At 40.0% G+C, this 26,596-nt stretch carries 23 protein-coding genes, 1 tRNA gene and 5 pseudogenes; 18 read left to right on the plus strand and 11 right to left on the minus strand.

Annotated features, from left to right (window positions below):
- Positions 1-435: 435 nt before the first annotated feature.
- Together OO184_RS19840 and OO184_RS19845 are read right to left on the minus strand one after the other, a co-directional pair.
- Positions 436-1,155: pseudogene (locus OO184_RS19840) on the minus strand (IS982 family transposase); the annotation flags it as partial.
- Between the two features lie 273 nt (positions 1,156-1,428).
- A pseudogene (locus tag OO184_RS19845) lies at positions 1,429-1,554 on the minus strand (IS30 family transposase); the annotation flags it as partial.
- A gap of 164 nt (positions 1,555-1,718) precedes the next feature.
- Here OO184_RS19845 and OO184_RS19850 point away from each other — a divergent pair.
- The 4 genes from OO184_RS19850 (at position 1,719) to OO184_RS25360 (ending at position 6,317) form a co-directional block, all read left to right on the plus strand.
- Positions 1,719-2,858: a DNA cytosine methyltransferase gene (locus OO184_RS19850; RefSeq protein WP_265380675.1), complete on the plus strand. Its 1,140-nt coding sequence runs from the start codon at positions 1,719-1,721 to the stop codon at positions 2,856-2,858.
- On the plus strand, positions 2,851-3,840 hold the full coding sequence (locus OO184_RS19855) for a DUF4928 family protein (protein ID WP_265380676.1): 990 nt from the start codon (positions 2,851-2,853) through the stop codon (positions 3,838-3,840). Before OO184_RS19850 ends, OO184_RS19855 begins: the two co-directional genes overlap by 8 nt.
- Positions 3,841-4,970: 1,130 nt before the next feature.
- Entirely contained in the window at positions 4,971-6,023 is a 1,053-nt protein-coding gene (locus tag OO184_RS19860; RefSeq protein ID WP_265380677.1) for a LacI family DNA-binding transcriptional regulator, read from the plus strand.
- A 60-nt stretch (positions 6,024-6,083) separates the two neighbouring features.
- Positions 6,084-6,317: a hypothetical protein gene (locus tag OO184_RS25360; protein ID WP_376712592.1), complete on the plus strand. Its 234-nt coding sequence runs from the start codon at positions 6,084-6,086 to the stop codon at positions 6,315-6,317.
- Between the two features lie 40 nt (positions 6,318-6,357).
- Here OO184_RS25360 and cas3f read toward each other — a convergent pair.
- A pseudogene (gene cas3f, locus OO184_RS19865) lies at positions 6,358-8,290 on the minus strand (type I-F CRISPR-associated helicase Cas3f); the annotation flags it as partial.
- 281 nt (positions 8,291-8,571) lie between these two features.
- Here cas3f and OO184_RS19870 point away from each other — a divergent pair.
- Both OO184_RS19870 and OO184_RS19875 read left to right on the plus strand, forming a co-directional pair.
- Positions 8,572-8,910: a hypothetical protein gene (locus OO184_RS19870; protein WP_265380678.1), complete on the plus strand. Its 339-nt coding sequence runs from the start codon at positions 8,572-8,574 to the stop codon at positions 8,908-8,910.
- Positions 8,911-9,111: 201 nt separating this feature from the next.
- Positions 9,112-9,903 (plus strand): hypothetical protein, encoded by a 792-nt coding sequence (locus tag OO184_RS19875; RefSeq protein WP_265380679.1) that lies wholly within the window; start codon positions 9,112-9,114, stop codon positions 9,901-9,903.
- A gap of 70 nt (positions 9,904-9,973) precedes the next feature.
- Here the strand turns inward: OO184_RS19875 and OO184_RS19880 are convergent.
- Positions 9,974-11,122 (minus strand): annotated as a pseudogene (locus OO184_RS19880) (IS4 family transposase).
- 1,684 nt (positions 11,123-12,806) lie between these two features.
- On the opposite strand from OO184_RS19880, the gene OO184_RS19885 reads away from it, so the two are divergent.
- The 6 genes and pseudogenes from OO184_RS19885 to OO184_RS19910 all read left to right on the plus strand — a co-directional run bounded on the left by OO184_RS19885 (position 12,807) and on the right by OO184_RS19910 (position 17,982).
- The gene (locus OO184_RS19885; RefSeq protein ID WP_265380680.1) at positions 12,807-13,730 is read left to right on the plus strand and encodes a repA protein; all 924 of its coding nucleotides are present in this window, start codon (positions 12,807-12,809) and stop codon (positions 13,728-13,730) included.
- A 252-nt stretch (positions 13,731-13,982) separates the two neighbouring features.
- On the plus strand, positions 13,983-14,147 hold the full coding sequence (locus OO184_RS19890) for a hypothetical protein (protein ID WP_265380681.1): 165 nt from the start codon (positions 13,983-13,985) through the stop codon (positions 14,145-14,147).
- Between the two features lie 79 nt (positions 14,148-14,226).
- Positions 14,227-14,712 (plus strand): hypothetical protein, encoded by a 486-nt coding sequence (locus OO184_RS19895; RefSeq protein WP_265380682.1) that lies wholly within the window; start codon positions 14,227-14,229, stop codon positions 14,710-14,712.
- 615 nt (positions 14,713-15,327) lie between these two features.
- A pseudogene (locus OO184_RS19900) lies at positions 15,328-16,098 on the plus strand (transposase).
- Positions 16,099-16,261: 163 nt separating this feature from the next.
- A complete protein-coding gene (locus OO184_RS19905; RefSeq protein ID WP_265380683.1) occupies positions 16,262-16,738 on the plus strand; it encodes a cytoplasmic protein in 477 nt (158 codons plus the stop codon).
- A gap of 374 nt (positions 16,739-17,112) precedes the next feature.
- Entirely contained in the window at positions 17,113-17,982 is an 870-nt protein-coding gene (locus OO184_RS19910) for a DNA replication terminus site-binding protein (RefSeq protein ID WP_265380706.1), read from the plus strand.
- A gap of 97 nt (positions 17,983-18,079) precedes the next feature.
- Here OO184_RS19910 and OO184_RS19915 read toward each other — a convergent pair whose 3' ends face one another.
- From OO184_RS19915 to OO184_RS19935, 5 genes are all read right to left on the minus strand, one after another.
- A complete protein-coding gene (locus OO184_RS19915) occupies positions 18,080-18,238 on the minus strand; it encodes a hypothetical protein (protein ID WP_265380708.1) in 159 nt (52 codons plus the stop codon).
- 200 nt (positions 18,239-18,438) lie between these two features.
- Entirely contained in the window at positions 18,439-19,329 is an 891-nt protein-coding gene (locus OO184_RS19920) for a tyrosine-type recombinase/integrase (protein WP_265380684.1), read from the minus strand.
- Between the two features lie 937 nt (positions 19,330-20,266).
- Positions 20,267-20,698 carry a hypothetical protein gene (locus OO184_RS19925; protein WP_265380685.1) on the minus strand — a complete coding sequence of 144 codons (432 nt, stop codon included), beginning with the start codon at positions 20,696-20,698 and terminating at the stop codon, positions 20,267-20,269.
- A gap of 122 nt (positions 20,699-20,820) precedes the next feature.
- The gene (locus OO184_RS19930; RefSeq protein WP_265380707.1) at positions 20,821-20,955 is read right to left on the minus strand and encodes a tail fiber assembly protein; all 135 of its coding nucleotides are present in this window, start codon (positions 20,953-20,955) and stop codon (positions 20,821-20,823) included.
- Between the two features lie 408 nt (positions 20,956-21,363).
- A tRNA-Ser gene (locus tag OO184_RS19935) sits at positions 21,364-21,451 on the minus strand.
- Positions 21,452-21,635: 184 nt separating this feature from the next.
- Here OO184_RS19935 and tusE point away from each other — a divergent pair.
- The gene (gene tusE, locus OO184_RS19940) at positions 21,636-21,965 is read left to right on the plus strand and encodes a sulfurtransferase TusE (RefSeq protein ID WP_049585365.1); all 330 of its coding nucleotides are present in this window, start codon (positions 21,636-21,638) and stop codon (positions 21,963-21,965) included.
- Between the two features lie 13 nt (positions 21,966-21,978).
- Here the strand turns inward: tusE and yccX are convergent, their stop codons facing one another.
- Entirely contained in the window at positions 21,979-22,257 is a 279-nt protein-coding gene (yccX, locus tag OO184_RS19945; protein ID WP_265380686.1) for an acylphosphatase, read from the minus strand.
- 221 nt (positions 22,258-22,478) lie between these two features.
- On the opposite strand from yccX, the gene hspQ reads away from it, so the two are divergent.
- The 3 genes from hspQ to OO184_RS19960 all read left to right on the plus strand — a co-directional run bounded on the left by hspQ (position 22,479) and on the right by OO184_RS19960 (position 23,689).
- Positions 22,479-22,799: a heat shock protein HspQ gene (gene hspQ, locus OO184_RS19950; RefSeq protein WP_265380687.1), complete on the plus strand. Its 321-nt coding sequence runs from the start codon at positions 22,479-22,481 to the stop codon at positions 22,797-22,799.
- A 337-nt stretch (positions 22,800-23,136) separates the two neighbouring features.
- Positions 23,137-23,397 carry a type II toxin-antitoxin system Phd/YefM family antitoxin gene (locus tag OO184_RS19955; protein ID WP_265380688.1) on the plus strand — a complete coding sequence of 87 codons (261 nt, stop codon included), beginning with the start codon at positions 23,137-23,139 and terminating at the stop codon, positions 23,395-23,397.
- Between the two features lie 25 nt (positions 23,398-23,422).
- A complete protein-coding gene (locus OO184_RS19960; RefSeq protein ID WP_265380689.1) occupies positions 23,423-23,689 on the plus strand; it encodes an arylsulfatase regulator in 267 nt (88 codons plus the stop codon).
- A 480-nt stretch (positions 23,690-24,169) separates the two neighbouring features.
- Here OO184_RS19960 and OO184_RS19965 read toward each other — a convergent pair whose 3' ends face one another.
- Positions 24,170-24,328 carry a hypothetical protein gene (locus OO184_RS19965; RefSeq protein ID WP_265380690.1) on the minus strand — a complete coding sequence of 53 codons (159 nt, stop codon included), beginning with the start codon at positions 24,326-24,328 and terminating at the stop codon, positions 24,170-24,172.
- A gap of 514 nt (positions 24,329-24,842) precedes the next feature.
- Here OO184_RS19965 and OO184_RS19970 point away from each other — a divergent pair.
- Together OO184_RS19970 and OO184_RS19975 are read left to right on the plus strand one after the other, a co-directional pair.
- Positions 24,843-25,193 (plus strand): hypothetical protein, encoded by a 351-nt coding sequence (locus OO184_RS19970; protein WP_265380691.1) that lies wholly within the window; start codon positions 24,843-24,845, stop codon positions 25,191-25,193.
- Between the two features lie 54 nt (positions 25,194-25,247).
- Positions 25,248-26,537 (plus strand): hypothetical protein, encoded by a 1,290-nt coding sequence (locus OO184_RS19975; RefSeq protein ID WP_265380692.1) that lies wholly within the window; start codon positions 25,248-25,250, stop codon positions 26,535-26,537.
- Positions 26,538-26,596 lie beyond the last annotated feature (59 nt).

Below are 26,596 nucleotides of genomic sequence, written 5' to 3' on the forward strand. Positions count from 1 at the left end.
TCGGTACTCTCATACTTGTCAATTTAGTGACTTGCATTTCTCCCTTGACATCGTGATGACAGGTTCCCGCAGTTCCCAGAAAGAGCCCGATACAAAGTCACGCCCACTCTACGCCGGACACCACCTGCGCAGCATTCGGATCCACTCACAGATTTATCCCGGAAGATAGAAACGCCCCCGGTTTTGATGTCAAATCTCTTCTTTACGACGCGTCCACATAGGTTCGGTTTTACTCGTCTCTTTGTACCCTACCTGCTGAACTATTGTTCGCGCTTTAACCTCAACGCTCACGACCTCCGCTCTTTACGGCAGCCGCTTGAGGGGGTTTGAAGCCAGCTTCCGACAGCGGACTTCGGTGGGCCTGCCACCATCTCCTCCTGAGCTTATGCTACATACTGGCTGCATTCCCTATGCGGCTAGTTTGTATGCCTGCGGCACACTTTCAATGATAAAACGCTTTGATAACATGATCTTATCCCACTCAGCTTGCAGGTGAACTTTCATATTTCGGCGCTTTTGGGTGATGAAAGTGAGTCCCGCTTTAGCTAAGTCATCAGCCAATTCCTGACTGAGATAACCTTTATCGCCGTACAGAGAACCCGTTAATTCTGTTGTTAATTCGCGAACAGGTTCCCGATCATCTACATTACCGGCAGTGACTTTAAGCGCCAAAATTTCCCCCTGATGATTGACAACCAGGTGTAATTTGAAACCGTAAAACCATCCCATTGAATTTTTTCCGCGCTTAGCTATCCCCGCAAAGACCTTATGTCGAGGAATGCGAATGTTATGGCAGACACTCAAACGGGTGGAATCAATAAAAGCAATGACAGTGGGTTTTCCTTTTAATTGCGTCAGATAGCTGCATAGTGGCACCAAAACGGCAGGGGCCACACTGACAAAACGGGGATAGCTGAGTAAGGTGGGAAAATCGTTGTGGTGATATTTCCAAATATGTTCTAAATAAAAATGTTTAAAATCCCGGTAATGTGACCGATGAAAAAGGATCAAAATGGTCATGATTTCACTGGGAGACATGCGACCTTGTCGGCGGCGTAAACGATGCCGGTTATCGAGACAAAATTGTTCCCATTGAGGGATGAAAAAACGGCAAAAATCATCGACATCACAGAAAATTTCAACTAAGTTGTCCATAGCCTGTTCCACCTCGGAGCTGTTTTTGAGTCTGCCCCAAAACTTTGCTCCTGGAACAGGCTTCTCGTCAATTTCTTATCCAGAATTCAGGTTAGCTATAATTTTTAACGCCATGAGAAATAATATGAAGACATCTATTTATGATGGGAGATTACACAAAATCAGAAACAGATCTTAACAAAGGCCTATTATTTCGTATCATCTGACAGCCTACTCTGGGCTGTAAGTTCAATCGATGGATGCAACACACTGTTTAAATCTCTCTGCGGGTGATTAATAGTCTAACGTTTTTCTCGGCCTCTTATTAAGTCGTCGGGCAATACTGTTTAATTTTTGCTGGCTGTAAACTGATAAATCAGTTCCTTTGGGGAAATACTACCTGAGCAATCTGTTCGTGTTTAGCTGGATAAAATAAGGATGCATAGAAGGTAATTGGTGATGTGATAGATCCCCGTAAGATCAAACAATTTCCATTGACCCTGAGCGTCCGAATTTATTAAAGCACAACATGACTACCGAGTAGGTTTATGCGATGATATCACCAGTATTACAGGAGAATTGATGTGAATATTGTACCGCTCCGCTCTACGCATGACTGGACTGCATTAGAATTCTTTGCGGGTATAGGATTAGCCAGAGCTGGATTAGAACTTGCAGGCATCAAAACGCTGTGGGCAAATGACTATGATTTAAACAAGAAATATATGTATGAAGGGCAGTGGGGAAGCGGTGAACTCTTGCTGGCCGACATTCATTCGCTGAATGGTCAAGAGTTACCAACTGCGGACGTTGCTTGGTCTTCTTCACCCTGCACAGATCTGAGCCTTGCTGGGAAAAGAGCTGGCTTACGTGGTGGCCGAGAATCTTCAGCCTTTTTTGGGTTTACTCGACTCATTGCAGAGATGGGAGATCGTAAACCAAAAGTGATTGTGTTAGAAAATGTGGTTGGACTTGCATCCTCTAATGATCGCGAGGATTTACGTGCGGCGGCAAAAGAATTTAATACGCTAGGTTATGTCGTGGATGCGATAACCCTTGACGCTCGTCGATTTATTCCACAGTCCCGTCCGCGTTTGTTTCTGATAGGTTCACTGAATCCTCAAGATGGGGGAGAGCAAGACACTTGCTTACGACCTGACTGGCTAGCATGGCTTCATGAAGATTCTGAGATCCGTACCTTTTTGATGCCATTACCTAAAGCACCTGAGTTGCTTAGTGAAGGATTAACTCAAGAAATTGAGCCAATACCTGACAACGATGCTCGATGGTGGAGTGCAGATCGAGTACAACAGTTTGTTGATTCGATGGCTCCTGTCCAAAGAGAAAGATTAGAGCATTTTGTATCATTAAATAGCATCAATGCTCGTACTGCTTACCGCCGTACTCGTAATGGCATTCCAGTTTGGGAAATGAGGGCTGAGGATATTTCCGGCTGCTTACGTACCGCCCGGGGAGGATCATCCAAACAAGCCGTAGTTGTTATGGGCAAAGGTGCACTCAAGATTCGTTGGATGACTGGGGTGGAATATGCACGACTCATGGGGGCTGGTTGGTACTCTCTTGAGAATATGCGAGACTCTCAAGTCCATTATGGTTTCGGGGATGCCGTAGCTGTACCTGTTGTGGCTTGGGTAGCTAATAATATAATTTTACCTAACTTACAAGGGCTTCAATTACAGAAGGAGAAGATAGTAAATGAGTAGTTCAACTCATGAAGAGTGGTATCTTCGTGCTGCAAAGGAGTGGTATGAATCGCAAAGGGCTAAAACAGGTAAAATTAATACGAATGTCATGAATGCGGGGCTCATTGTATCGCATATGGTATCAGAAGGGCTTCCGATCGATGATGAGCACCTCTACAGTGAGGGGAAAAGCCAAGTTCGTGGATTAAGCGGTGGCACCATTCAGAAAATTCTTGAACAGAATGGTGAAACTCGTTTTTTTACCAGCGAGGGGGGGCGAACATCTCGTGGGACTGTTCATTTAGCTGCTTCATTCCGTGATACCCTGAATAAGCTAAACCCGACTTATGAAAAGCCTCAAGATATGAGGAAAGTTTCTTCTGAGCTTGAGGCATTCTTTACGGCATGTGTGCGTATTGACTATTTTGATAAACAAAGAATTAGCGTCGATATTGATCCTTTAAAGCCTGTTTCATTCCTCGTCACTGAGATTTTAAAGGCCGCAGCGGATCGTTCTGATAAACCGACAGGAATTGTGCTTCAACATCTTGTTGGGGCCAAGTTGCAGTTAAGATTTCCTGATGAGAAGATTGGTCTGGATAGGGCAAATACAGCTGACCGTCAAACTGATCGAGAGGGTGATTTTCAAGTTGGGAACACAGCATTTCATGTTACTACAGCCCCAATGGAAAAATTAGTTTCCCGGTGTGTCAAAAATAAGAATGAAGGTTATCGCCCTGTAATTCTCACGCTTGAGAGTAAGGTTCAGGCAGCCAAACAAATGGCTGAAAACGTAAATATGCTAGACCAGATTTCTGTACAGTCTGCTGAAATATTTATTGGAACAAATATTGAGGAAATTTCTATCTACGATGGAGATAAGATCAAAGTAAGCATTGCTCAGTTAATTCGAACTTATAATAGTCGAATTAACAGAATTGAAAGTGACAAATCGCTGATGATTGAAGAACCGAAATGGGTTGAGAGAATTTTATCTCATTAATCGGTTTCTTTTTAGGTGTTAAGTGGAATTGAGGTTAATTAGGCATAATTATTTCTCGAAGTTATCCAAATGGCGGCGGTACTCAAAATCACCTTGTCGGATCATTTCCTTGTAGAACCGTTTTTCATTTACCCCCCTGTTTTATTGCCAGCATATAAAACGATTGCAAGCAGCTAGTGTGTCACGAATGCACCAAAGTGTAAGCTTCGGGTGCAATGCTGTATCAAAGATGAGGGCAGGTCCCTCGGGATCGGCGTACAGGCGCAGGTAAATGCGTCAGGTAGGTGCTCAGGAGATGAGTGCAAGCGAACCATCGTTGAGGTGTCGAAAGCATAAGATGTCGTCAAAACTGGAGACTAGCTGCATTCCAGGATCAGCTTGGGGGATGCTCTGTTTACTGCCCAAGTGGCGACCGGCATAGAGATGGCATGAACTGAGTACAGGCTTTGATACGGAACGTGAGAACCTGTCACCTCGATGCTAAGGGAGCGATCCAAGAGGAGACCCCGTAAGGATCTGAGTACCGATGCGAGGCACAGGGGCGGAGCAGTCCGTAGTAGTGAGGAAGATCCTGTAATGGGATTGGAGCGAAGGGGCTGCATCGTTCAGCCTTCAAGACAGAACAACCAGCAATGGGAGGATTCTGTTGGAAAAGGTAAAGTCATTCAATATTTCCAAAGCCATCGTGTGGAAAGAATACCAATGTATCAAAGCGAACAGGGGAAGTGCGGGTGTGGATCGCCAGTCGATAACAGACTTTGAGATGAACCTAAAGGCAAATCTCTACAAACTCTGGAATCGAATGGCATCCGGGAGCTACTTTCCGCCACCGATACGGCGGGTAGAGAGAGATTCATGTTCGGTTGCGTGAGGGCCTGCGGGTGAGATCCCCTCGGGCTACTCGACCACCTAATTGTTCTCACTTTTAATCAACAAAGATACTAATATTGTTAAAATCACACACAGCTGTTCGCCAAAAAAGAAAGATATTGACCATTTAATGAACGTTAATTCGGCATTAGTGTGATGGGATTGTGAAATTGACAACGTTGTAAATATATTTTATTCTCAAATCAATCAACAACACCTGTGTTGTTCCTCCTTTATTAGAGGAAAAGGATATACCAGTAATGACATATAACGCTAACAAGCCTGTTACGATTAAATCTATTGCCAAAGAATTAAATATTTCGTTTTCAACAGTTTCGAAAGCACTGAACAACGATCCTGCTATTAGAGAAAAAACCCGACGGTTGGTTTTAAACAAAGCAAACGAGATGGGTTATATGCCCAATTCACTTGCAAAGGGGCTTCGCAGTCATTCTACCAAAACTATTGCTGTTATTTTCAGCGATATCGAAAACCCTGTACTGGCCTACATTTTCTGTAAGATCCTGACCCAGATGGCGGAACACGGATATACCACGATGATTTTTGATTCGCAGTTCAATGAAAATACAGAGCGTGCCAATATATTGACCGTCTTGTCCAGACAAGTGGATTTTATTATTCTCGAACCGACATCCATGAACCCCGATAATTTACGTCTGTTATCAAAGATGTCCAACCGCCTCACCCTTCAGGGTGCTCATTATGAAACAATGAATTGTCACCATGTTCATGTTGATTATGCGTATGGTGGTTACCTTGCCGCAAGGGAAATGCTGTCAAACGGACATAGAAACTGTCTGATTATCACAGAGTCATTATCATTTCCTACGAGCAGAGAGTTTGTATTAGGGATAAAACGGGCTTACAACGAATATGGCGTTCCGTTCAACAAGGATATGGTAAAAACAACCCATTCATCTATTACAAACGGATTTCAGGTTATTCAAGAATTATGGGATCCCGACAAAAATACCTTCAGTATCCCTATAACCGGGGTGTTAACTTTTGACGATATTCTGGCCTACGGAGTCTACAAAGCAGCTATGCAGTATAATTTTAGAATCCCAGACGATATCAGTGTGATTGGATTCGATGATAACCCAATTTCTGCTTTTTCCATGCCGCCTCTGACGACAATACACCTGCCTAAGGACAAAATGGCGGAATACCATATTAATATTTTGCAATCAACGTTATTAAATGGGCGCACTGAAACACGTTTTTTTTCTACCGCGCCGACTTTTGTTGCCAGGGGTTCTGTACGCAATTTATTAGAAAAGAAGAGATGTTAGAATATCATAGCTATTGATTTAGGGACGGCTAATATCAAAGTTTTTGTATATGATAAAAGCCTGACCCTACTTAATACACTATCAGAAACTGTCAACTACAACCGCAACGGTGAACTTGTTGAATTTGATGTTGAGCAGTACTTCATATGCATCAAAGAGATGATCAATAAAACGGCAGAAATTGGAAAAAGAGTAAATAACGAAAATATCATCCAGATTGTCCTGACCATACAGGCTGAAACACTTATTTTACTGGATAAAAACAAAACGCCTATATTCTTGGCAATGCACTAATGAGTTCATATTGATAAAGCTCCAGTAATTCATGTAAATCATGGCTGGCAAGGCGGTAATCTTCCGACTCAAATCCTGGCCGACAATAAACCGGATGTTTTAAATTAATCGCTTTAAGTGCCTCATAGTTTTTCGCCAGAATATGTAGATTTGGTAAGAGAGGTGCTTTTTGCCGATGGCGTTGAATACGTCCGGCAAGTTGTATCAACGAACGCATTGAACTGGGTTCAGCGATAATCCAGTCATAATCATGGTCCCGACCGATTTCAGCTACAGACGTGGCGAGTACGACAAAAATATGATGCTTCTCTGGCATCTCCTCTAATGCTTTACGAATTTCTGCCACCTGCCACAACGCTTCTTCATCATAACGTGTTAACGCTGAATCCAACCGATGTTCAAGATGAGAGTGTATCGCCATAGGATGCTGGCTGTGATAGACACAATAATGGATACGCACATTTTTAGGAGATGATATCTGTAATAACTGCTGTGCAACAGCAACTATTAGCCACATCCTGTTGTGTTGTTTCATATTTATCAAACCAGGCACAACAGATATTCACCGGAGTACCAGGCCGACCACATGCTAACTGATAATCTTGACGTCCAGCCCGATAAGCATTGAACAATGTCTGAATCAATGCAGGCGGTAATGTGGCAGATGAAAGCAATACCCGCGAACCTAATAACCCTGCCCAGTTCACTAACCTACATAAAGCCGACGAATCGTTAATATAAAAATCATCAGGTTCATCTAACACCAAATCAGAAGTGAGTAATCTCAGCATGGGTGCAATTTGTTTTCCACCACGAATACCCTCAGTAGCAAGAATTAAATGGTCGATGGTCGCTACTAACACAGGTGCGCTAAGCAGCTTATTAAGTTTATTATCTTTCCCTTTATCTTTACGTAGCCAGTGACTCAGACGCCCATCATCTAAGCTGCCGTCATATCTAACATATTGATGCTCTGCAAATAACTCTTCCGCGGATATGCTGCCTACATCAGGCTCAAGTTCCTTTTGATGAAATTGATGTAACTCTTTCACTGCCTGCGAACCAATCAGTACCGCTAAATCATCTTCTTCTAAATGCAGTCTTTTACGTAATGCATCACCGGTTTGTAGCGTTAACGTCCTTAGTCCCAAAGCGATAGAAAAACGGCATCCTTGTTTTTCATCAGCTAATCCATACATGATGCGTGCATTAGCAAAAGTTTTACCACAACCCGTAGAAGCCATGTTAATGCCAAAAAAACCTTGTTCTACTGAACGTTCACGCACAGCACACGCCGCATCAAATGCTTGATCCTGCCAGCGATATTTTTCGTCTTTGCTACGTTATTTAAATCCTTTATGCCGGGTAATCGCAGGTAGCGTTTTGCGAATATGTGGCAAGCTTCTCCCTAGTAATAAAGCATTCTGCCCGACACCAATATTGTGTTCATCTAACCGCTGCTTGCACTTGCCAGTGGTTCTATCAGTATTAGCAAATACATCATAGTTGACATCCTGCCAATCCAAAGTTGCTGGCAACGATGAATAATGATGATTGGCCAGCATTAAAACCAGTCGGGACATATGACTAATAAAACACTGGTTCAGATTGCCATATTGCAATAATGACGTTGATTGCAGCGCTCTTCGCGCAAATTTTTGCGCTTTCTGACGTCAAGTCTGACTGCGGATAGGGGTACCATTTGGGAATGTCCAAATATCACGCTTATCCTGATCACTCCAATTCTTCTTATTCGTGGGTACAACTCCCCGTGAGTTAAAACGTCGCAAATTCCCGATAATCCATAACAACTCAGTTTGGCCGCCACTTTTTATCCAATGGCAAGCAACCGCCGTATTACGGTGCGCTGTTTGCCAAGTTCTATCACCTTTACGTTCAGAAAATTGATCCAAAATTCGGCGAGTTTCTGTTAGCGCGCGTTTGTTGCATTGAGAGACTAAAAGAATATTCATCGTGCCACCTGACTCAGTTGTTGAGCGATTGTTTGCAAAGCATTAAGTGAGACAGTGAGCGTTTTTACTCATGAGGGACGTATTTAACACGGCCACCATTAATTAATATTCTGCATAAATTTCACACAAGGAAAAGTAAAATCTTCACTTAATATTGGCATTATAAGTATATTTTTGTGATAAAAATTACACTCATCATCAAAAAATGACTATTGACATATTTGATTATTATCAAAAAATGATAATGTTAATTACATCAACAACGAACGGAGAACTTGAAAATGAACACTGATTATCTGAAATCAAAGCGTGCATCATTCATCTTAGAACGTCCTTACGAAAGCTGTATCTACGGTCAGATGACTGCAAAAGGTTATGTTTGCATCGAAAGACAGAAAATGTATGTTGCAACGAATTATAAAGATAGTAGAGAATCAATTTGTATTGGGCTGTATGACATAGATATTCGTAGCGATACTGTAACATTTCTAAATTATATCAGTGATATGTTTCATGAAATCATTGATAAAGAAATACGTAATGATGAAGAAGCTAACAGAAAATGGGTTGAGGAACACAAAAATAGACTCAGAGATTCTCGCGGCCATATCATTGATTGATTATCACAAATAATGATATGGGAATTCATTTGAATAGACAATGCGAAACACTGAAAGAATATATTGATCGCCATTTCAGTGGCAATCAGTCTAAGTTTGCGCAACATATGCATGTTACTCCGTAGCAAGTCGCAAAGTGAATATCGGGTAACTGGATTGTTGTTAACAGTATTTTATATAATCCAAAGGGGTGAATAGAAAATGCATATCGACTACGCAATTGAAGGTTATAATAGATACTTAGAAATCTCAAAAAATAGAAATTCAGCTGATAAAGATTTCATCAGATTTATATGTTGTGAACCCAAAATTCTTAATGCTGCTGAATTAATAGCAAAAAGGGAAAATAATAGTATTGAATTTATTTCATGTCTATGCAATTCTATTCGTGATACTTTTAATTCAAAGTACAAAACAATTACACAAAATCAAAAATATGCTTTGAGTAATTTTTTAATTAAAAATACAACGCCGGTTGAACTGATAGCTATTGCTTTTGATATGAAAATCAATGACGTAATTTCAAAATTGGAAATTGATGGGTTTGAAAATAGGGAGATTAAGATTGGATACGATAATAAATCAGCACATGAAGATAAAAATTTTCAAGCATGGAAATATGGTGCAATTAATCCAACTCAAGATTCTGATAATGGGAAGTGGATAGATAAAGCAACAGGTGAAATATATGATGACAAATTTGATTATATAGGCTTACGGGGAAAAGAATTATCATCGTTAGCAACATTGGCTAAAAACGGCTCAAAACTTACTGGACTTAAGCCGCTCAAAGGAACAAATCGACAAATAGAGTGGGCTGAGAAAATAAGATTTGAAAAAGTAAAATCTATGACAGATTCTCAGCTATCGATAGTTAAATCGGGAAATACCAGTACACACAAGGCTCAATTTTGGATAGATCTTCGATATATTGAAGCAAGCAAAGTAGTTTATATCATAGACTTATTTTATAGCAAAGGTAGTAAGAAATGAAATTACGTGATTATCAACAAGAAATCTTTGATTGTTATCTTTAAACCACCTCTTAGGGCCTGTCTCTTGATCACAAGTCTTGCTCGATAGAATGCGCCAGTTCATAACCTTCAAGGATGGCTTGTAATTTTAGCCATCCTTCCCACAACGTTTTGACTGATGTTCTACCATTTTGTTTGCGATTTTTCCAACCACCTAATTTTGCAAGATGTTCATAGGCCCATTTAGTGGTAGGTGGGGTTTCAGGAAGCGCGGTTTTGACACTTTTCAGCCAAAGCAGTTTCCACGCTTTTGGTGACAATATTGTTTCACAGTTAATATCTTCAAGTTGCTCATTAGCAAATTTTAACTGGAATATCCTTACCAGCTAAGAAGGCATAAATTGTGGCTAATCTATCTAGATTATTTTTGCTTTGAACTCTCAGTTTTTCTACATCAGTCCCCTCACTTTTCCAGATTTTATGATATTCCTCTATTAGCCAGCATTTTTCTCTTTGAGCTACGCGTATTTGTCGTTGCCCAGCACTCTTAAGCTTTGCGACAAATTGGTATAATTTGTTTGCTCCTTCAAGAATATGTCTACTCATCATTGAACGAACCACAAAACGTTGGTTATTTGATATTTTATAGGCTAAATAGTCATAAATATCTGCTTCACGAGCACAGACAGAAATAACATTTGTCATCGCCTCACCTAAACGAGCAGTCATATTTCCAGATGCTCTTTCCCATTAATATCCTTCTTTATCTTCATAGGGTCGTTTAAGGCCATGACGACGAATGCCGCGAGTTTTTATATCTCTTGTCCACCGTTGTTGCTCTATCAGCCCAACAAGGTCATTTTTATCTGGCGCATATAACAAAATGCTGTGGGCGAAAAGTCCTCGCCAGCGGTTACCTTGATTTACATGTCCTAATTCTTTCCGTATCGAGTGATGCTGATAGCTCAACGTTGTTGTATCTTCCAAAGCAAGGAGTAATGGGTATTGCTCAATCTGATTTGCCGTTGCTGTAAATCCCGCCTCGGCAATATTATCATTGCGAATGAATCGATAAGCGCCTTCCATACTGGCTGGAGATAATGAAGATTTTACAACGGATTTACGGAGTGTAGGGCTAACTCTGAAGCCATTTTGACTAATCTTGCGGCTCTTCTTGGGTCACCGAGTTCAGCGTGGCCAAACTGCGCTTTAGCCCATTCAACATTGCTTTTAATCATCACAGAAATCCTCAAATTAAACACTTTGAAGAGCTGATCATGAGGAAAGTCTTTAGTTCAAAAAATCCTTCACATTAAGTGAAGGACTTCTGTATAAGAGATAGCCCGCATAGCGGGTGGTTTTATGTTTAAGAAGCTTACGCTACTTAAACTGGCTAAAGCCATAACAAAAAACCCCGGCATAAGCCGAGGTTCTTCGGGTTGTTTAGTTTAGCGGGACGATTTGTTACGCTAGTGACTCGGCACCATGCCGAATTATCCTTCTAAGCTAATCCTACGTATACGTCCATAAGCAGGAATAGCCGATCCGCTCACGTTTAAAATTTATGCGGCACGCTTTAATCGGATTGATGATAAAATGTATCTGGATATTTTGTCAACAAAAAACAATATCATTTTTTACGATTTACAGGAATTCCTCATGAAGTCTGACCCTTTAACATCTACGCGTACAGCCAGAAAAGGTTCAGGTATCTGATGCGGAATACAGTCTGAAGTCGTCACCCTAGTTCAATTAATGAAGCGAATGATAAGGGGGAACTAAGATGTACTCAACTGAGAATGGATTTAATTGGTTTATGTCGGATAGGCATCAAATTGTTTATCAAAAGGTCATAGAGACGATTTGTCTCTTTTTTTATATTGTCGGTTATATTTTTACGGAAATTGTCACAGGATGGATTATAGAGAGAATTAGGGAAAAGTAACATGGATCTTCAAAGGATCTCGGATATTTTGCCAGTGTTCAATACGTTCGGCATTGTGTTATCCATATATTCACAGAGCAGATCCAATAAGAGATCCTAGATAGATCAAAAAAGAACCCTAAAAGATCCCTGAATCTGGAAAGCCTTATGAAAAGAGGTCTACAGAGAATTTTGGTGTTTTTGAGAGGGGAATTCGGTGAGTTCTAGTGGGAAAAATTGAAGTTTATTCACATTAGCCATATGTTTATTAAAAATTGTAAGAATTCTTTTTAAAAACAATGTAATAAAAAAAATATCTGTTCAATGAGTCATTCGACAAATACACATTTTATTCACGACCAATCATCTCTGGATTATTTCATATTGTTCATTGTTTATTTTTTGTGTTAGGCCGCAGAAAAGATTTATCCACATATCCAAAGGTCAGATCCAATAAAAGATCCATTATAGATCAAAAAAAACCTAAAAGATCCCCGATCTCGCAAACCCTTTCTACATCAGGTTTTCAAGAAAAAGCGGTGATCTTGAGAGGGAAAAAAATGTGTTTGAACGGGGAAAAAGTGAGTTTGACAGGGAAAACGGTGAGTTTTAGACGGAACTTTAGTGTGTTTGGGTGGGAAAAATGAATTTTTATCTACACAGAAGAAAAATACTGTAGATTCTGCCAAAAAAGACTTTTGTTATTAGTGAGATAGGCTGGAATTATCATAAAATCATTGACCTAGAACTGTCACAGTTTATACACAGCGTAATCTTGAGAACTAGTTACTCTCTGCTTGTCAATAAAAATATTAAATGATATTTGTGGTATAACATACTGATAAAAAACAATAAAAAAATAAATATAGACAAAATGAGTGCGTTTGAGAGGGATTTTTCAATGCGTTTATTTTATTCTCATGTTACATTTTTGCTAACGATCCGGGTGGGGCTCTGATCGTGAATAAAAACAGTAGATTTAGGGGGGATCATCTCTGATGGAAAATTACGTCGATACAAGTGGGGATGTAGGCGTTGACACAAGCGGAGCAGGAAACGGAGAAACAGTCCTTCTCTTCAAAGACGCAATCCCAGACTCAGCAAAGTCTTCTCTGGGTAAGCTCACTGTTAATAAGGCCACAACAGTACAGCCAGTTTCGCTACTGAGGCTGGGAGTTTTCACACCAAGTTCACGTGCGAACGGTGCCGATGGTCCAGAACTCGATGTCAGTAGCAGTCTTTCTAATCTGGAAATTGCTCGGAGTGAGGGCTATACAGACGTGAAAATCACTGGTCCTCAACTCAATTATTTCCATGACTTCCGTTGTTGGGTGGCAATTATACATTCATTCAGTACCAACCCGGATGCTTTGAAAGGAAATAAGATCCGATTAAAATTTACAGAGTTTGGAGAGAAGTGCGGTTATCCGTCTAAGCGCTTTGATTCCAGACTACGTAAGGAGATCGGGAGTTCTCTGACTCGTATACGTTCCAAAACAATTACTTTTACAAAGAATCCCGGTGCAAAAAAATGCAGGGTAACTGGCCTTTTGAACAATGCAGAGTTCAATGCCGAAACAGATATAATCATACTTGAGGCGGATGGGCGTCTGTGGGATTTATATGCTTCCGATCATTTGACATTGTTACGACGTAAGCCGTTAGATGCTCTTGCTCGGAATGAAACAGCGCAAGCGATTTATACCTACTTTGAAGCTTTACCCGAACCACCGGCTCCAGTCACCTTTGAAAGGTTACGTAGCCGTTTGTTAATGCATGGTCGTATTGCAGACCAGAACAGAAAGATTCGGATTGCGTTAGAAACATTGGAGCAAATTGGTTATCTGAAATACCGGTTTAGCAAGAAAGGTTCAAAAGAGTCATCAATTGTGATCATCAATCGTAATCCGAAACTCTATTAAAAAGGGGTTTTCCCATTCAAACGCACCGGCCTTTTGGTTTTGAGGTTGGTGCTTCCCATTCAAACACACCATTAAAAGCATTTTTCTCTATAAATATATTAAAAACAATGTGCTATATAGAAATATTCCCTAATGAATAAGAGTAATACTATTTTGGTGAGTTTAAGTGGGATGGGCTATTTGGAGAAAAAAGTGAGTTTGAACGGGAGAATTATGGCCTGAAAACGGTGAGTTTCAACAGGAAAGTGCTAGATGGGTTCATGTGGGAAAGAGAGTAATACTACCCTCAAAGCCGTTAAGAACAAGGCTTTATCGAATATTGGTGAGTTTGAGGGGGAAGTGTGTGACGGCGTAACTGAGTGGGAAAAACCGAAAATATCATGGTGTGTTTGGATGGGAAGGAATGCACTTGTTTAAAAGTGAGTTTGAGAGGGAAGGATTTTAGGGTAATCATATTAATATTTTGTTAGAAAAGAGGAGGGGATGGTTAATTTCTATGTCACAATCATTTGGAAAACAAATAAAGTTTTATTCAGACAGGCTGCGGGGTGATAAACGAACTGCTCTTGATGTACAGTTCGTTAAAAGTGCTGGTAATGATTCGTTTCTGACGGTGAATTTTACTATCGCTCCCTTTAATGAACAGAACAGCTCAGTTATTTGGGATGAGAAAGTAATCATCCAGCTGTCGCGGTATGAGTTGACACAATGCTGTGCTGTCTTGTTCGGATTAGTAAAAGAGCTACGCGCAAACTTTCATGGTGAAGGAAAAAATAAGGGACTTACCATTATTCACAATGGGCCTTCTGGTTGTGGGATTAATATCTCTGATAGTGGAAGAGTAATGACGCATATGATTAATCACCAGCAGCGAATAGAACTCGGTGCCTTTATGCTCAACCGGCAGTCTCAAGCATGGGACATGAGCGTCAGTGATGTACTGGCAATACTGCGTCAGTCAATGGTTATTCAGCGGGGGTGATTGCCCCCTTCTTTTTAGCGTACCAGCAATGTGTTTAACAGGTTGAGTTTTTTCTCTGGAGCGATGGAAACGTTATTCCCATTTTTTGTTGGAATATGTGGAATTGCTGATCTTTCTTACCTGCATGGTTTTGTGATCGTTTTGTATTAGAGAAAATTCCATAATAACAATTATCATTAATGTACAGCGAATTATCATTGTAATCGAATTACTAGTCCAACATACAAAATAGGAGGCAAAAGGCTAGAGTTGTATCTGAAATTCCGTGTAGTTGGTAGGGTTTTAATTCGTGCTTTACCTCACCATCGGCAGCTGGAATTGACCTTGTTTTGTCTTTGTTTCTGGTTGAGTGTGTTTGAGAAAATAAGAGAATGGGAGAGAAAAAAAGAGAAAAAATGTGATGAGAGGGAGATGGGGAGTTGTAGCGATATTGGAGGTAAAAGAGGTCAAGCAGGGTTTTAGCGGTGGTTTTTTTAGAATTATATTGTATGTTGGACTAGTTATAGTTAGTTTCTATTATCGCTTGTACCAGCTTTAACGGTAAGACTGTAATTTAAATTGTATAATTGCCTGTTTTTGATATATATTTCTTCCGACAACGGAGACAGGTAAATTATGGACGAAAAGAAACTTAAGGCTCTCGCTGCCGAATTGGCTAAGGGCCTCAAAACCGAAGCCGATCTGAATCAGTTTTCCCGCATGCTCACTAAGCTGACCGTCGAAACGGCGCTGAATGCTGAACTGACTGAGCATCCTGGCTATGAGAAAAACCTAATACCCCTAACGGTTACTCATCTAAAACGTGACTCAGTGATGAAGGGGAGATTGAACTCAGGACACCTCGTGATCGAGAAGGTACCTTCGAGCCACAGCTGATTAGAAAGCATCAGACGCGCATCATTCAGATGGACAACCAGATTTTATCCCTCTATGCCAAAGGCATGCGCGGCCACATTTAAAGAAATGTGTCACCCACGCTGATATCAACAGTGACCGACGCGCTCAAAGAACAGGTCACCGAATGGCAGAATCGCCCATTAGACAGCCTGTATCCGATTATTTATCTTGACTGTATCGTCGTGAAAGTTCGTCACAATGATTAGCAAAAGCTGGCATGCGTATTGGGAAAACCTCAACACGTTCTTCGGGTACCCCCCTGATATCCGTAAGGCCATCTATACAACAAACGCGATCGAATCATTAAACAGCGTCATCAGACTGGCAATAAAGAAACGCAAGATGTTCCCGACGGACTACTCAGTACGTAAAGTGATTTACCTGACGATACAGGCCGCCTCGAAAAAATAGAGCATGCCAGTCCATCACTGGCGGCTGGCTATGAGCCGTTTTATTATTCAGCCAAAAAGCCGATTTGGTTGTGCGTGATTTACCAAGTGAAACAGACGAACAGAAGGAAGGAGACTAATATTTGGTGACATCCAAGAATTCACCGGCGTAAAATACCCCACACTTTTTTATGTTTTCCTTGTTCATGTTATGTATTAATGCTAATGTATGCATACAATAGCATTAATAATGGTAACGAGTTATGGCGGATGAGTCACCAATAGAACAAGCCATGTTCTACTTTCTTAGGAACTACAGATATACAAATGACAGCTTAGAATTCGATTACCAGGTTGAACTCAGTAAATACAGTGATGACACCTGGGAAGCACCGCAACGCGCTGCCCGTCTCAGTGCAGCAGTCAAGCGCTACAAAACTTATGAGATGCTTTGTTTTATATTCAAGATTGCACGTGAAACCGAGCTGGACTTTACCCCCCTTGTTGTAAAACGCCTGTGCAATAGCCTTTTTGGTAGACAGGGCAGCCAGGCGGTCATTGTTGATATTTTCGGTCAGGAGGGGCGTACTCATCGCAGTAATGACAGCTCACAAAATATTATTGAGGAAGTCACCGCGAAGTACCGCTCCTTAGCGCAGATCCATTGGGTTACTACCTTGAATAATATTGAAAAGGTTAAGCGTGGTTACAGAAAAAAAATCAGAACCACAAAAAATTAAAAGGGGGATAAATCAGATATTAATGCTAACGTATGCGTACAATAGCATTGATTAAGGAAAATACGACATCACGAGTACCCAAGGAACTGGTCACTACCCCTAAACAGCAGCTTCGCAAGCTGGACTATAAAGGCGGTCTACATTTAGCGAAGATCTTTTTAGAATCACAATTCTTTGTGGATTAAAAAAATCATCTATTTTTTTAAGATGAGAAATAGCCCTACTAATAATCTTGCTGGTCTCGTTTTGATATAAGCGAAACGAACTTGATAAAATCCACTTTGCTTGTTAAAAGTATGGACACATATCAATCCCTGTGTAAACGAGGTAAACGGGGAAAATACCAGCCTTTATCGGAGAATAAGACAATAAATATCTCTGAGACTTTCCACGAATTGGAAACAGAACTTATAGAGCTACGAACCCAGCTGGCCTCTGTTGCTCCGCTTAAGGCCTGTGTATGGGTGCTCCCTCCGACTGAAGCAGGGAATGAAAATTTACCGATAAACCATATTCAACCTGAACTTCGTCTCAGCCACGCAGCTGTTCATACAGCTTGCTCATCTTTCTCGGATCTACATATCCGGGATGGACTTTCACAAAAAGCATCACGTCGCACCACCGGCGTTTTGTGGTATGCGAGCAACAATGAACAGTTTAAACAGAATATAAAGGTTCTGGTTGAAGGCATTAACAAGAAAAAAAATGCAATTCAGAAATATGTGACGCAAAACTATATCGGACGCCAGCGCTTCCAGATCCTTCACAATGCCTGCCCGGGAGTTATGACTCTACATCTGTACCGTCAGTTACGGTTTTGGTGTGATGAAAATATAGAGCTTGTCAGCTTCGGCTGGAGGCAAAAAAGTCTCTTTAGCACTCTTAATAAAGCCGAGCTTTTAGCTCGGACGGGAATTGAGAGTGATGCATCAGCGGATAAAGCGACCCCGATGATGCAAATGATAAAACAAATCATCAATATCCCTGAAGAACGACTTCGACTACGTCGTCCAGTGAAAGCACAGCCTACTGCAAACATCGCGATTCGCCGCCCTGATATGCCAGGGCAGGTTGAGCGCATTACAGTAACGTCTATAATGCCATTTATCATTATTCAAGATGAGCATCTTAAAATTCGTCCACTTACCGAATTTCATCCACAAGCAATCACACCTCGTACTGATCGGGTTAAAACTAAGGTAATTGGAACTCTATACGGTGAAAATATCGAGGTGATTCTATAATCCCTCACTAACGTATCACGCTAAGATAGTCATATTTCGTCAGTTGTTTTGTATGTGATAGCCTGTATGCAGGTCACGTGATTGGATGTAGCCATAACTAAATAATGAATAAGCGATGGTTTGCGCTACTGCTACATGTAACGACTCGCAATCGTAAACGGTCATACTCGCATTTATCCGCTTTTGACGATAACCATGACGCGTTATGAAGGTGTTCGAGTTCGGCTTTCTGTTCATCGGTAATGAATATTTTCATGACGGATACCATGAACCTCATTTGGGCGAAAATCAAGCAGTTTCAATGAGCACGGAGCACGGGTATAAATAATAAGTAAGCAGAGTTTAACTGTATTGGTAAAAAAAAGAATAATTATCAGTAAAACTATCTTAGAGCGCTCGACAAGATAAGCGCTCTATTTTCTAATTAATTGGTATTTTATGTCATTGAAATAGTGCTTATAACACTAGTCTCCGATATTCTCGTCCTCTATCACAGTTGTACAGAGCAGTCGTAGAGGAAGACTGATGACCGAGTAGTCGTTGAGTGTTTACACGCTGTCCCCTGTATAAACGTTCAGACAAAGACCTTTGTTCATGAAATGAAGGGGGATCACCTTCCCAGGAATCAAGGGAATAGGCAATATTTCTCGCATGCGCAAACCAGAAACTTAGTGACCAAGGGCTAACTTGACGGTCACCTAATAGGTAATTTTTTCCCGGACACATATCAATCACAGTTCTCAAATTCAGATTGAGCTCCGCGGAGTACAAATCAAGAGGAAGGGCGATTTTTTGTCCTGTTTTTCCCTGATTAATATGCAAATGATCATCAAAAATGTGATCACGGCGCATTGCTGAAATATCACCACGCCGCTGAGCCGTGATCATGGCAAGTAACATAGCGTGATGCGCATATCCGGGGCAAAAAACTTGCGCCGCATTATAAATACGTTGCCACTCTGGTAATATCAAACGTACACGTTTTACAGGTGTTCTCGGGGATTTCAACGGTTCAGCAGGATTTATTGTTATCCAGCGATTTTCCTGTGCCGTCCTGAAAATATCACGTAACAAAATATAAGCATTTTTTGCTGCACTGTTTTTTCCCACCAAAACATATGCATGAATAAATTGCGCAGCGTCATGTGGGACAATTGAGCCAATTGGAATATCACCCAGTACTGAATCTATTCGTTCCAGCATAGAATGCTTGTCTTTTAAAGTGTTCGTCTTCAAGCCACGTAAGTTTAATAGTTCTTTGTAAATTACCAGCCAGTCAGAAAGTGGGCGCATTGATGGTCGAATCCAGCCAAAACAAATTGTTCCAATACGCTGAATAATGTTCATAATTCTGCTCCGATTAATTAAATTCGATTTTTTAACTAAATAACCATTAGTAATACTATGGACGTATTACAAAAATATTTAAGCATTGGTTGCCAATTCCATATGCTAAATACAGATTTTTTTACTACAACTCACAAAAACCAACAAGACTTGGATTACTATGATTTATATTCATTTACCTCCATGACTGTACGGCAGTGCACAGTTACATATTAACTTTAACCTGCTGACTGTTAAATAGCATAGCTGTTAAAAAGTGAAAAAATATTTTTATATGAAATAATGCATTTATCCATAAAGTTAATAAATTACAGCTTATTTAAAATAAGATAGCCGAAAAAATACCATCACATACTTAGGTCGTCTATCCCAAGATCTATGCAGTAAGTAAGAATTGTTACCTGTAAAATGTTCAATGATGATTTAACGGCCATCAACAAAAATCAGTATTTCTTAGTTTCGCAGCCAATTTCAATAGTGATATCATCGAATACATCAAAAGTTGTATTAATTTTACCATGCACTTAAATATTAAAAAGCTCAGTGTTACCCAATTTACTAAGTCTCCAATTAATATTTTTAAATTTGATTAAAGATATAATCTATATCACGGATATTACGATATTGAATATAAACATTACAGGTAAAAAGTGATTATTTATCGCCATCATTTCAATCAGAACCCCTCTACTCATGAGTTATTTTCATTCACCTATTTTATTAGCTAATAATCTTATAATGACTCATCTCCAGAATCTATTGCCGTTATATCAATCACTCATATAAACTATTTCGGTATCATTAAATAAAAACATTAGGTTGTTTATTTATGTATCTCATATTCCACTCCATCTGAATAATGGTGAATTATCTCTATAATTAAAGAAATGCCCTGAAAATATCAGAGCATTTTTTAAGTTAAACACATTTCTTACTATTAGCGCCGTAGTATGGTGTAAGAAAATATCATATTACGAAGATAATCGTTGTCAACTTTATTATCAATGATTTCACCGGTCTCAAGAATCAATCGATGAGTTGGTTCTTTTGAGCAAAGAATCATGAGCCGCATTTTATCTTTTATAAGCCAACTATCATTGCTCGCAAGACTAAGCCAGTGAGATTTGAGCAAGATATTACCCTGACTATCGCAAGGCATTTCATTAAACTTCGCCGTCCAGTTAGCATCAATTTCCGTTTCTTTATTGATAGGCCCGTTCTCACCTCTAATATCAACAGAACCATAAAATAGGAACTCACCATCAACAAGGTGAACTTTACCGTCACTCCATCTTGAATATCCTAATCCAATATTTTTAGGGATATTTACCAACGTTTGATATTGAACACCTTTAACTGAATACATCATGTTTCAATCTCCTTTGGTATAGTCACTGTGTGAAAATAGAATTCAACCACTCCAGATTTAACTAACAAATGCAATATTATTACTCTGTGAATAAATAATTTCATATTCCTTTAAATAATTCATTAATTTTTCCATTTGAGTAGAGAGGCTTTTCCTGTTTCTGTGGCGACTTCTAAATCAACAGAGTTTTGTAGCAATGAGAGTATTTCATTTGCTTGTTGTAATAATTCTGCTTGCTGTTGTTTTGCATCGTTGATTTGATGAGATCTTAAGAGGTTTTTATCAACTACCCATTATTTTCCGGTCCATCTCTTCCTGCAACTCCTTCTATTTTAGTTTTAGGGTGAAATTTCAGAAAGTCAGGGAGTTCATTGATATTAAGGTGAATATAGCGCTCTCTATTGTGCTGACCTTTTCCAACAGACACAAGCCACACCATCAAATAGCTAAGAGTCTTTATCTGTTTCAACTTATCGAGCTGTTAGTTTCATATTTCTAGCATCCTCGCCCCTCACAGCTATGGGGGTATTTTTTTAGGGGGTACAAAATATACCCCCTAATTAGGGTATATTGCAATAGATATAAGTAGACAGTAGTAGAGCCTAAGTTGGGGGTTTCTGTTGATTTTATAGGAAAAAGTAGACTTTATAGGGAGTAAGTAGAAGTGGCGGAGGAGGAGAGATTCGAACTCTCGGATGGTTTCCCATCGGCGGTTTTCAAGACCGCTGCCTTAAGCCGCTCGGCCACCCCTCCGCAATGGCCTGCACTATAAACAGCACCGAGACAGATGTAAAGTCTCCTCCTGTCCGATTGCCGTAAATTTACCCTTTTTCACGGTCATTGGCTTATTTTATCCTCATACGTACATACCATCCTTGGGTACAGAAGTGATTTTTGCTAAATTACAGCTACTTTTCTTTGATGGTTATTAATGATTATGTTGGTATTCGAAGGTCAAGAAATCGAAACCGATGCGCAAGGTTATCTGAAAAACAGTAGTGACTGGCAGGAAGCAATAGCTTTACTCCTCGCCGAACAGGAAGAAATCACTTTGACTGAACAGCATTGGGAGGTCATTCGTTTTATCCGGGAGTTTTATCAGGAGTTTAATACATCCCCGGCTATCCGTATGTTAGTAAAAGCAATCGCCCAAAAGTATGGTGAAGAAAAAGGCAACAGTCGCTATCTTTACCGTCTATTTCCCAAAGGGCCGGCAAAGCAGGCAACTAAAATTGCCGGGCTGCCGAAACCAGTAAAATGTATCTAATCAATAATCCAGTTCAGTGGCGGACACTAAAATCTACAACATCCTCCACTGCGCAGGCTTGAAATGAAAAGTTATCTATTCGTGCTCCCGGTGGACCACCCAGCTCCAGCCAATGGGTTAACTTATTTAGTTGTTCACTGTCACCATAAGCTACAATTTTGACACTACCGTCATGTAAATTACAGACATAACCTGTCAGCTTATTAAATTTCGCCCAACGAAAAGTTTGATAGCGAAATCCAACCCCCTGAACCCGGCCATAAACATAAATTGTTATCCCATATTTAATCATAATTACCCCCTATCAACCCAATCACCTTGCGGTATCGCTCACATATATAGCTAAGCACACGACTGTTGGTTGTGTTTTATATTTACTACAGCTAATCTGAAACAGATGAAGTCACGCTCGCAATTAAAGCAAAAAAAGACTTCAACCACCAGGTATGCTCTTGTAATTCACCTTACTGCCCTTATATCAATGTCAATGCAAGATCTTCTTTGGAGGTGACTATGATTATCGCCAGCAAATTCGGTATCGGCCAACAAGTACGTCACAAGCTTCTTGGTTATTTAGGCGTCATCGTGGATATTGATGTGGAATACTCTCTGGACCAACCCCAAGAGGATGATATTGCAGCCAATGCTACTTTGCGTTCCGCTCCTTGGTATCACGTTGTGATAGAAGATGACAACGGTCAACCTGTACATACTTATTTGGCTGAAGCACAATTAGCCTATGAAACATCTGATGAACATCCAGAACAACCTTCTCTAGATGAGCTAGCAGAATCCATCCGCAATCAGCTACTGGCCCCGAGGCTGCGCAATTAATCCCCCATTTACACTTAAACAACTTAAGGCAGTTATCGTGTTTTAAACTGCCTGATCTATAAATTTAGTATGATGCTTCATTTTCTTCATCCTCTTCAAGAATATTCTTCTCATCAATACAATCATCACAGATATCTTGTTCATATTGATGTAATTCTACATTACAGTAGGGGTCATGTGGAAAAACTGACAAAAACGTAACGTAGTTGCAATATCAATGAATTAACCTCTCCTTTTTTGTCATAAAGTAGACTTTATAATAGATAATAATTTTGACGAATATCGTTTGATTCGAACATACTGAATGAATCGAACAATATTTAGCGAGGTACTAACCATGGATGCATTTTCAGCCAATAAAGCCAGAACCCAATTCGGTGACATGCTACTAAAAGCACAATTTGCTCCAATCCAGATCAGTAAAAACGGAAATCCAGTTGCCGTAGTTATCTCTATTGATGAGTACGAAAATATTGAAGCACTTAAATTGAGATTGTTACAGTCGAGAGCCGCTCAGACCAAAGCTGATATCAGGGCGAATAACACCGTTGATGGTGAAGTATTTTTTAATGAATTGGAATCAGGTCAATATGACTAGATCTTAAAATTTAAGGAGAAGCAAAATGCCCGCTGTCGAACTTAATGAAGAACAACTTCAAATGGTGAAGATCATCCATAACCATGTCATCCAGTTTCCTCTTACAGAAACTGGGGATGAGCAATTACTGCAAACTTGCTATGACTATATGGATACGTTCAAGCAGGTGATAAACAGTACGTCACGAATTCAAATGAATTACATTTGCCAGCAGTACGATGGATTTTATAGGTTCGCAAAACTCATGGAAATGCTGGCAAATGATACTATAAACGTTCCGAGGGATCATTAATTCTGCCAATTACTTATGTCGAATACTGCTTAACACTAGACTCTCCGTCCGACCTTATCGAAATCCGCTGCTTTACCGTGAAGCAATGGGGGGAAGCGCAATCGAAAAAATACCTATCCGAGATCAGCGTCTACTAGCTGAAACGCCTTCCCTATGTAAGTCCAGACCAGACATTGGAATGAAGGTATTGAACTAGTCACGTTATTGATTCCGTAGTTTATGAGCAACAATTGGTCGTTTTTGACAGCCATATTGTACATTTTTAAAATGTACAGATTGTTATATCCCTATATCTTCGACTTCTTCTTGCTATCATCACAACGTTTGTTGTCATCGGCTTGGGTTAGACACCAGACATAGGAGCTACACTCAGGATCCGAGATGGAGGGATTACTATATTTCTCGATAGCACCCTTAAGTAAGCCATCAGGGTTGCTAAACGAGTAACGAATTTTATAAACGGTAGGTTCAATAGGATCTTTACTGATATCGTGTAGAAAATAATCCACCATTTCCTGCTGCTAATCCGCCCCAAAAAATCCTGCTTGTCACGTTGTGGTGCCGGTAGGCAATGACTCCATCAATACCTTGCTGTTTTGCCTGAACCTCAGCGGCTTTCATTGTTTCGTCGATGTTCATCTGCAACTTAACCCGACTTATCGATAGTTCCGTGACATCCGAATTCCAGATCGGAGGTTTTTCATCTTCAGTCGTAAAACTGGTACCGTTATTCTCCGGGGCTGAATCACCATAAATTAATGGTGTGTCACCCTGAATTATATCTGTTCAGAATAGAGCGGAACAATTTCAATCATCTTCGGAGAAAAGGGGGGAGGAGATTGACAACTGCTGGCTAAGATTCGCTCGCAAAACCGTGATCAAAATAAATTTGTTTTGCCTGCACGGCCATACTGGCCGTCACAAATGCTAGAGAGCAGATAAGCATTTTGCTATTCATTGGTACCACCACAATTGGAGTGTTTCAATCACGATACCAGCGTTCATTTTTTGTTAGAGAACAAAATGGGGACATTCTGCGGCCAAAACCTGGTGAACGTATTGTAAGCGAAGAGAACTCTATTTACTCTGCTATGACACGTTGTGTAACAGCACAATACATTGATTTATTGAGGCTGATTTTAGAAGAGAAACCATGAGTATCAAGCACACAGCCAAGTATCAGCAACTGGTTACTAAGTTACGTGAAGTTTTCCTGATTGACCGACCAGAGTTGAACTTTGGAATCTATCTTATCCTTAGTGTCCACTCTGGAAAACCGTCTTTTGAAAAAAGTACAGGCTGCGTTAACTATTGGGAATGCGAACTTGAAGTGATGTTTAAACAAGTCATTCCATTGCTCCAGTCTATTACTGATTATTATTATCGAATTAATTGTACTTATGGGCATTCAATAGTTGCTGACTCTTATTTATATGATCGTGAACCAAAAAGATATTTAAATATTACACATCATAAACATCTTGACCCTAATGGTCAGAAGTAACATTTAGGGCACTCAATATCCCTGTCTACACCAACACGAAATGAAAAAAGATTTATGCTCAAAAAAACAGCTCGCTCAGGAACCTTTACTGATAACATGAAACTCCCTGTTCACCGGTGGTTTCGCTATTCTGCTGGTTTTTCGGCTGAATGGATACATTCTGAGATTTTAAAATTTCAAGAAGAAACGGGTAAGAAAGCAATAATTCTTGAACCTTTTGCTGGCTCAGGTACAACCAACATTGCCGCCGATTTTTTTAATGTCAGCTCTTTCGGATTTGAGGGGCATCCCTTTGTAGCAAGGATCGCAGGAGCAAAACAGCTTTGGTATTTAGATACAAACGACCTAAGTGATGCAAGCGAAGAACTTATCGCATACGCATCGTCTTTAAATACAATGCCGGATCCTACTCGCTATAATAAAAGTAACCTTTTGGGGAAATGTTACTCCTTTGGTTCATTTAATAAACTTGAACGATTAAAAATTGCATACGAGAAATTATCTAATGCTGAGCCACTCTGGGAGTTAATCAGACTAAACATAACATCAATACTGAGAGCATGCAGCCATGCAGGCACAGCTCAATGGCAATATGTATTACCCAATAAATCCAAATCTAAAGTACTTGATCCCTTTGATGCCTTCCTTGGAAAGCTTGAAATGATGAAAGCCGATATGCTTCATGCAATTTCGTCAGGTTGGCAGAATTGCTCGCATATTGAACATAAAGATGTGAGACAACCGTTTAAAGCAGAAAAGTGTAACTTGCTAATTTCATCACCGCCATATCCTAATAACTATGATTATGCAGATGCAACAAGACTAGAGATGATGTTTTGGGGAGAGATAAATGGTTGGGGAGACCTCAAAGATGTTGTCAGACCTTCACTGATGAGATCATGTTCTCAACACTCATCTTCAGATAAAATCAACTTGGATGAAGTTCTCAGTAATCCACTTCTCTATCCAATAAAAGATGAAATATCTGATGTAACCAAAAAGTTAGACATAATAAGACACAGTAAAGGCGGTAAAAAATCCTACCATACCATGATTGCCGCTTATTTCTTAGACATAGCCAAAATATGGGTAAATATTCGTAAAAATATGGAGAAAGATTCAAAAGCCTGCTTTGTTATTGGTGATTCCGCCCCATACGGCATACATGTTCCTGCTGAAAAATGGCTTGGGGAACTTGCTGTTTCTGCCGGTTTTTCCTCCTTTAGCTTTGAAAAGCTAAGAGATAGAAATGTTAAATGGAAGAATAGAACACATACAGTACCTTTACATGAAGGTCGTTTATGGGTTTGGAATGGAAAATACAAAAAACACTCAAATATGTAGTTTATAATCCATTTATATGGACATAACTTCCAATTTCAAACTTTAAAGGAAACTAAAGA

This window comes from Photorhabdus aballayi (genome assembly GCF_026153155.1).
Lineage (GTDB): Bacteria > Pseudomonadota > Gammaproteobacteria > Enterobacterales > Enterobacteriaceae > Photorhabdus > Photorhabdus luminescens.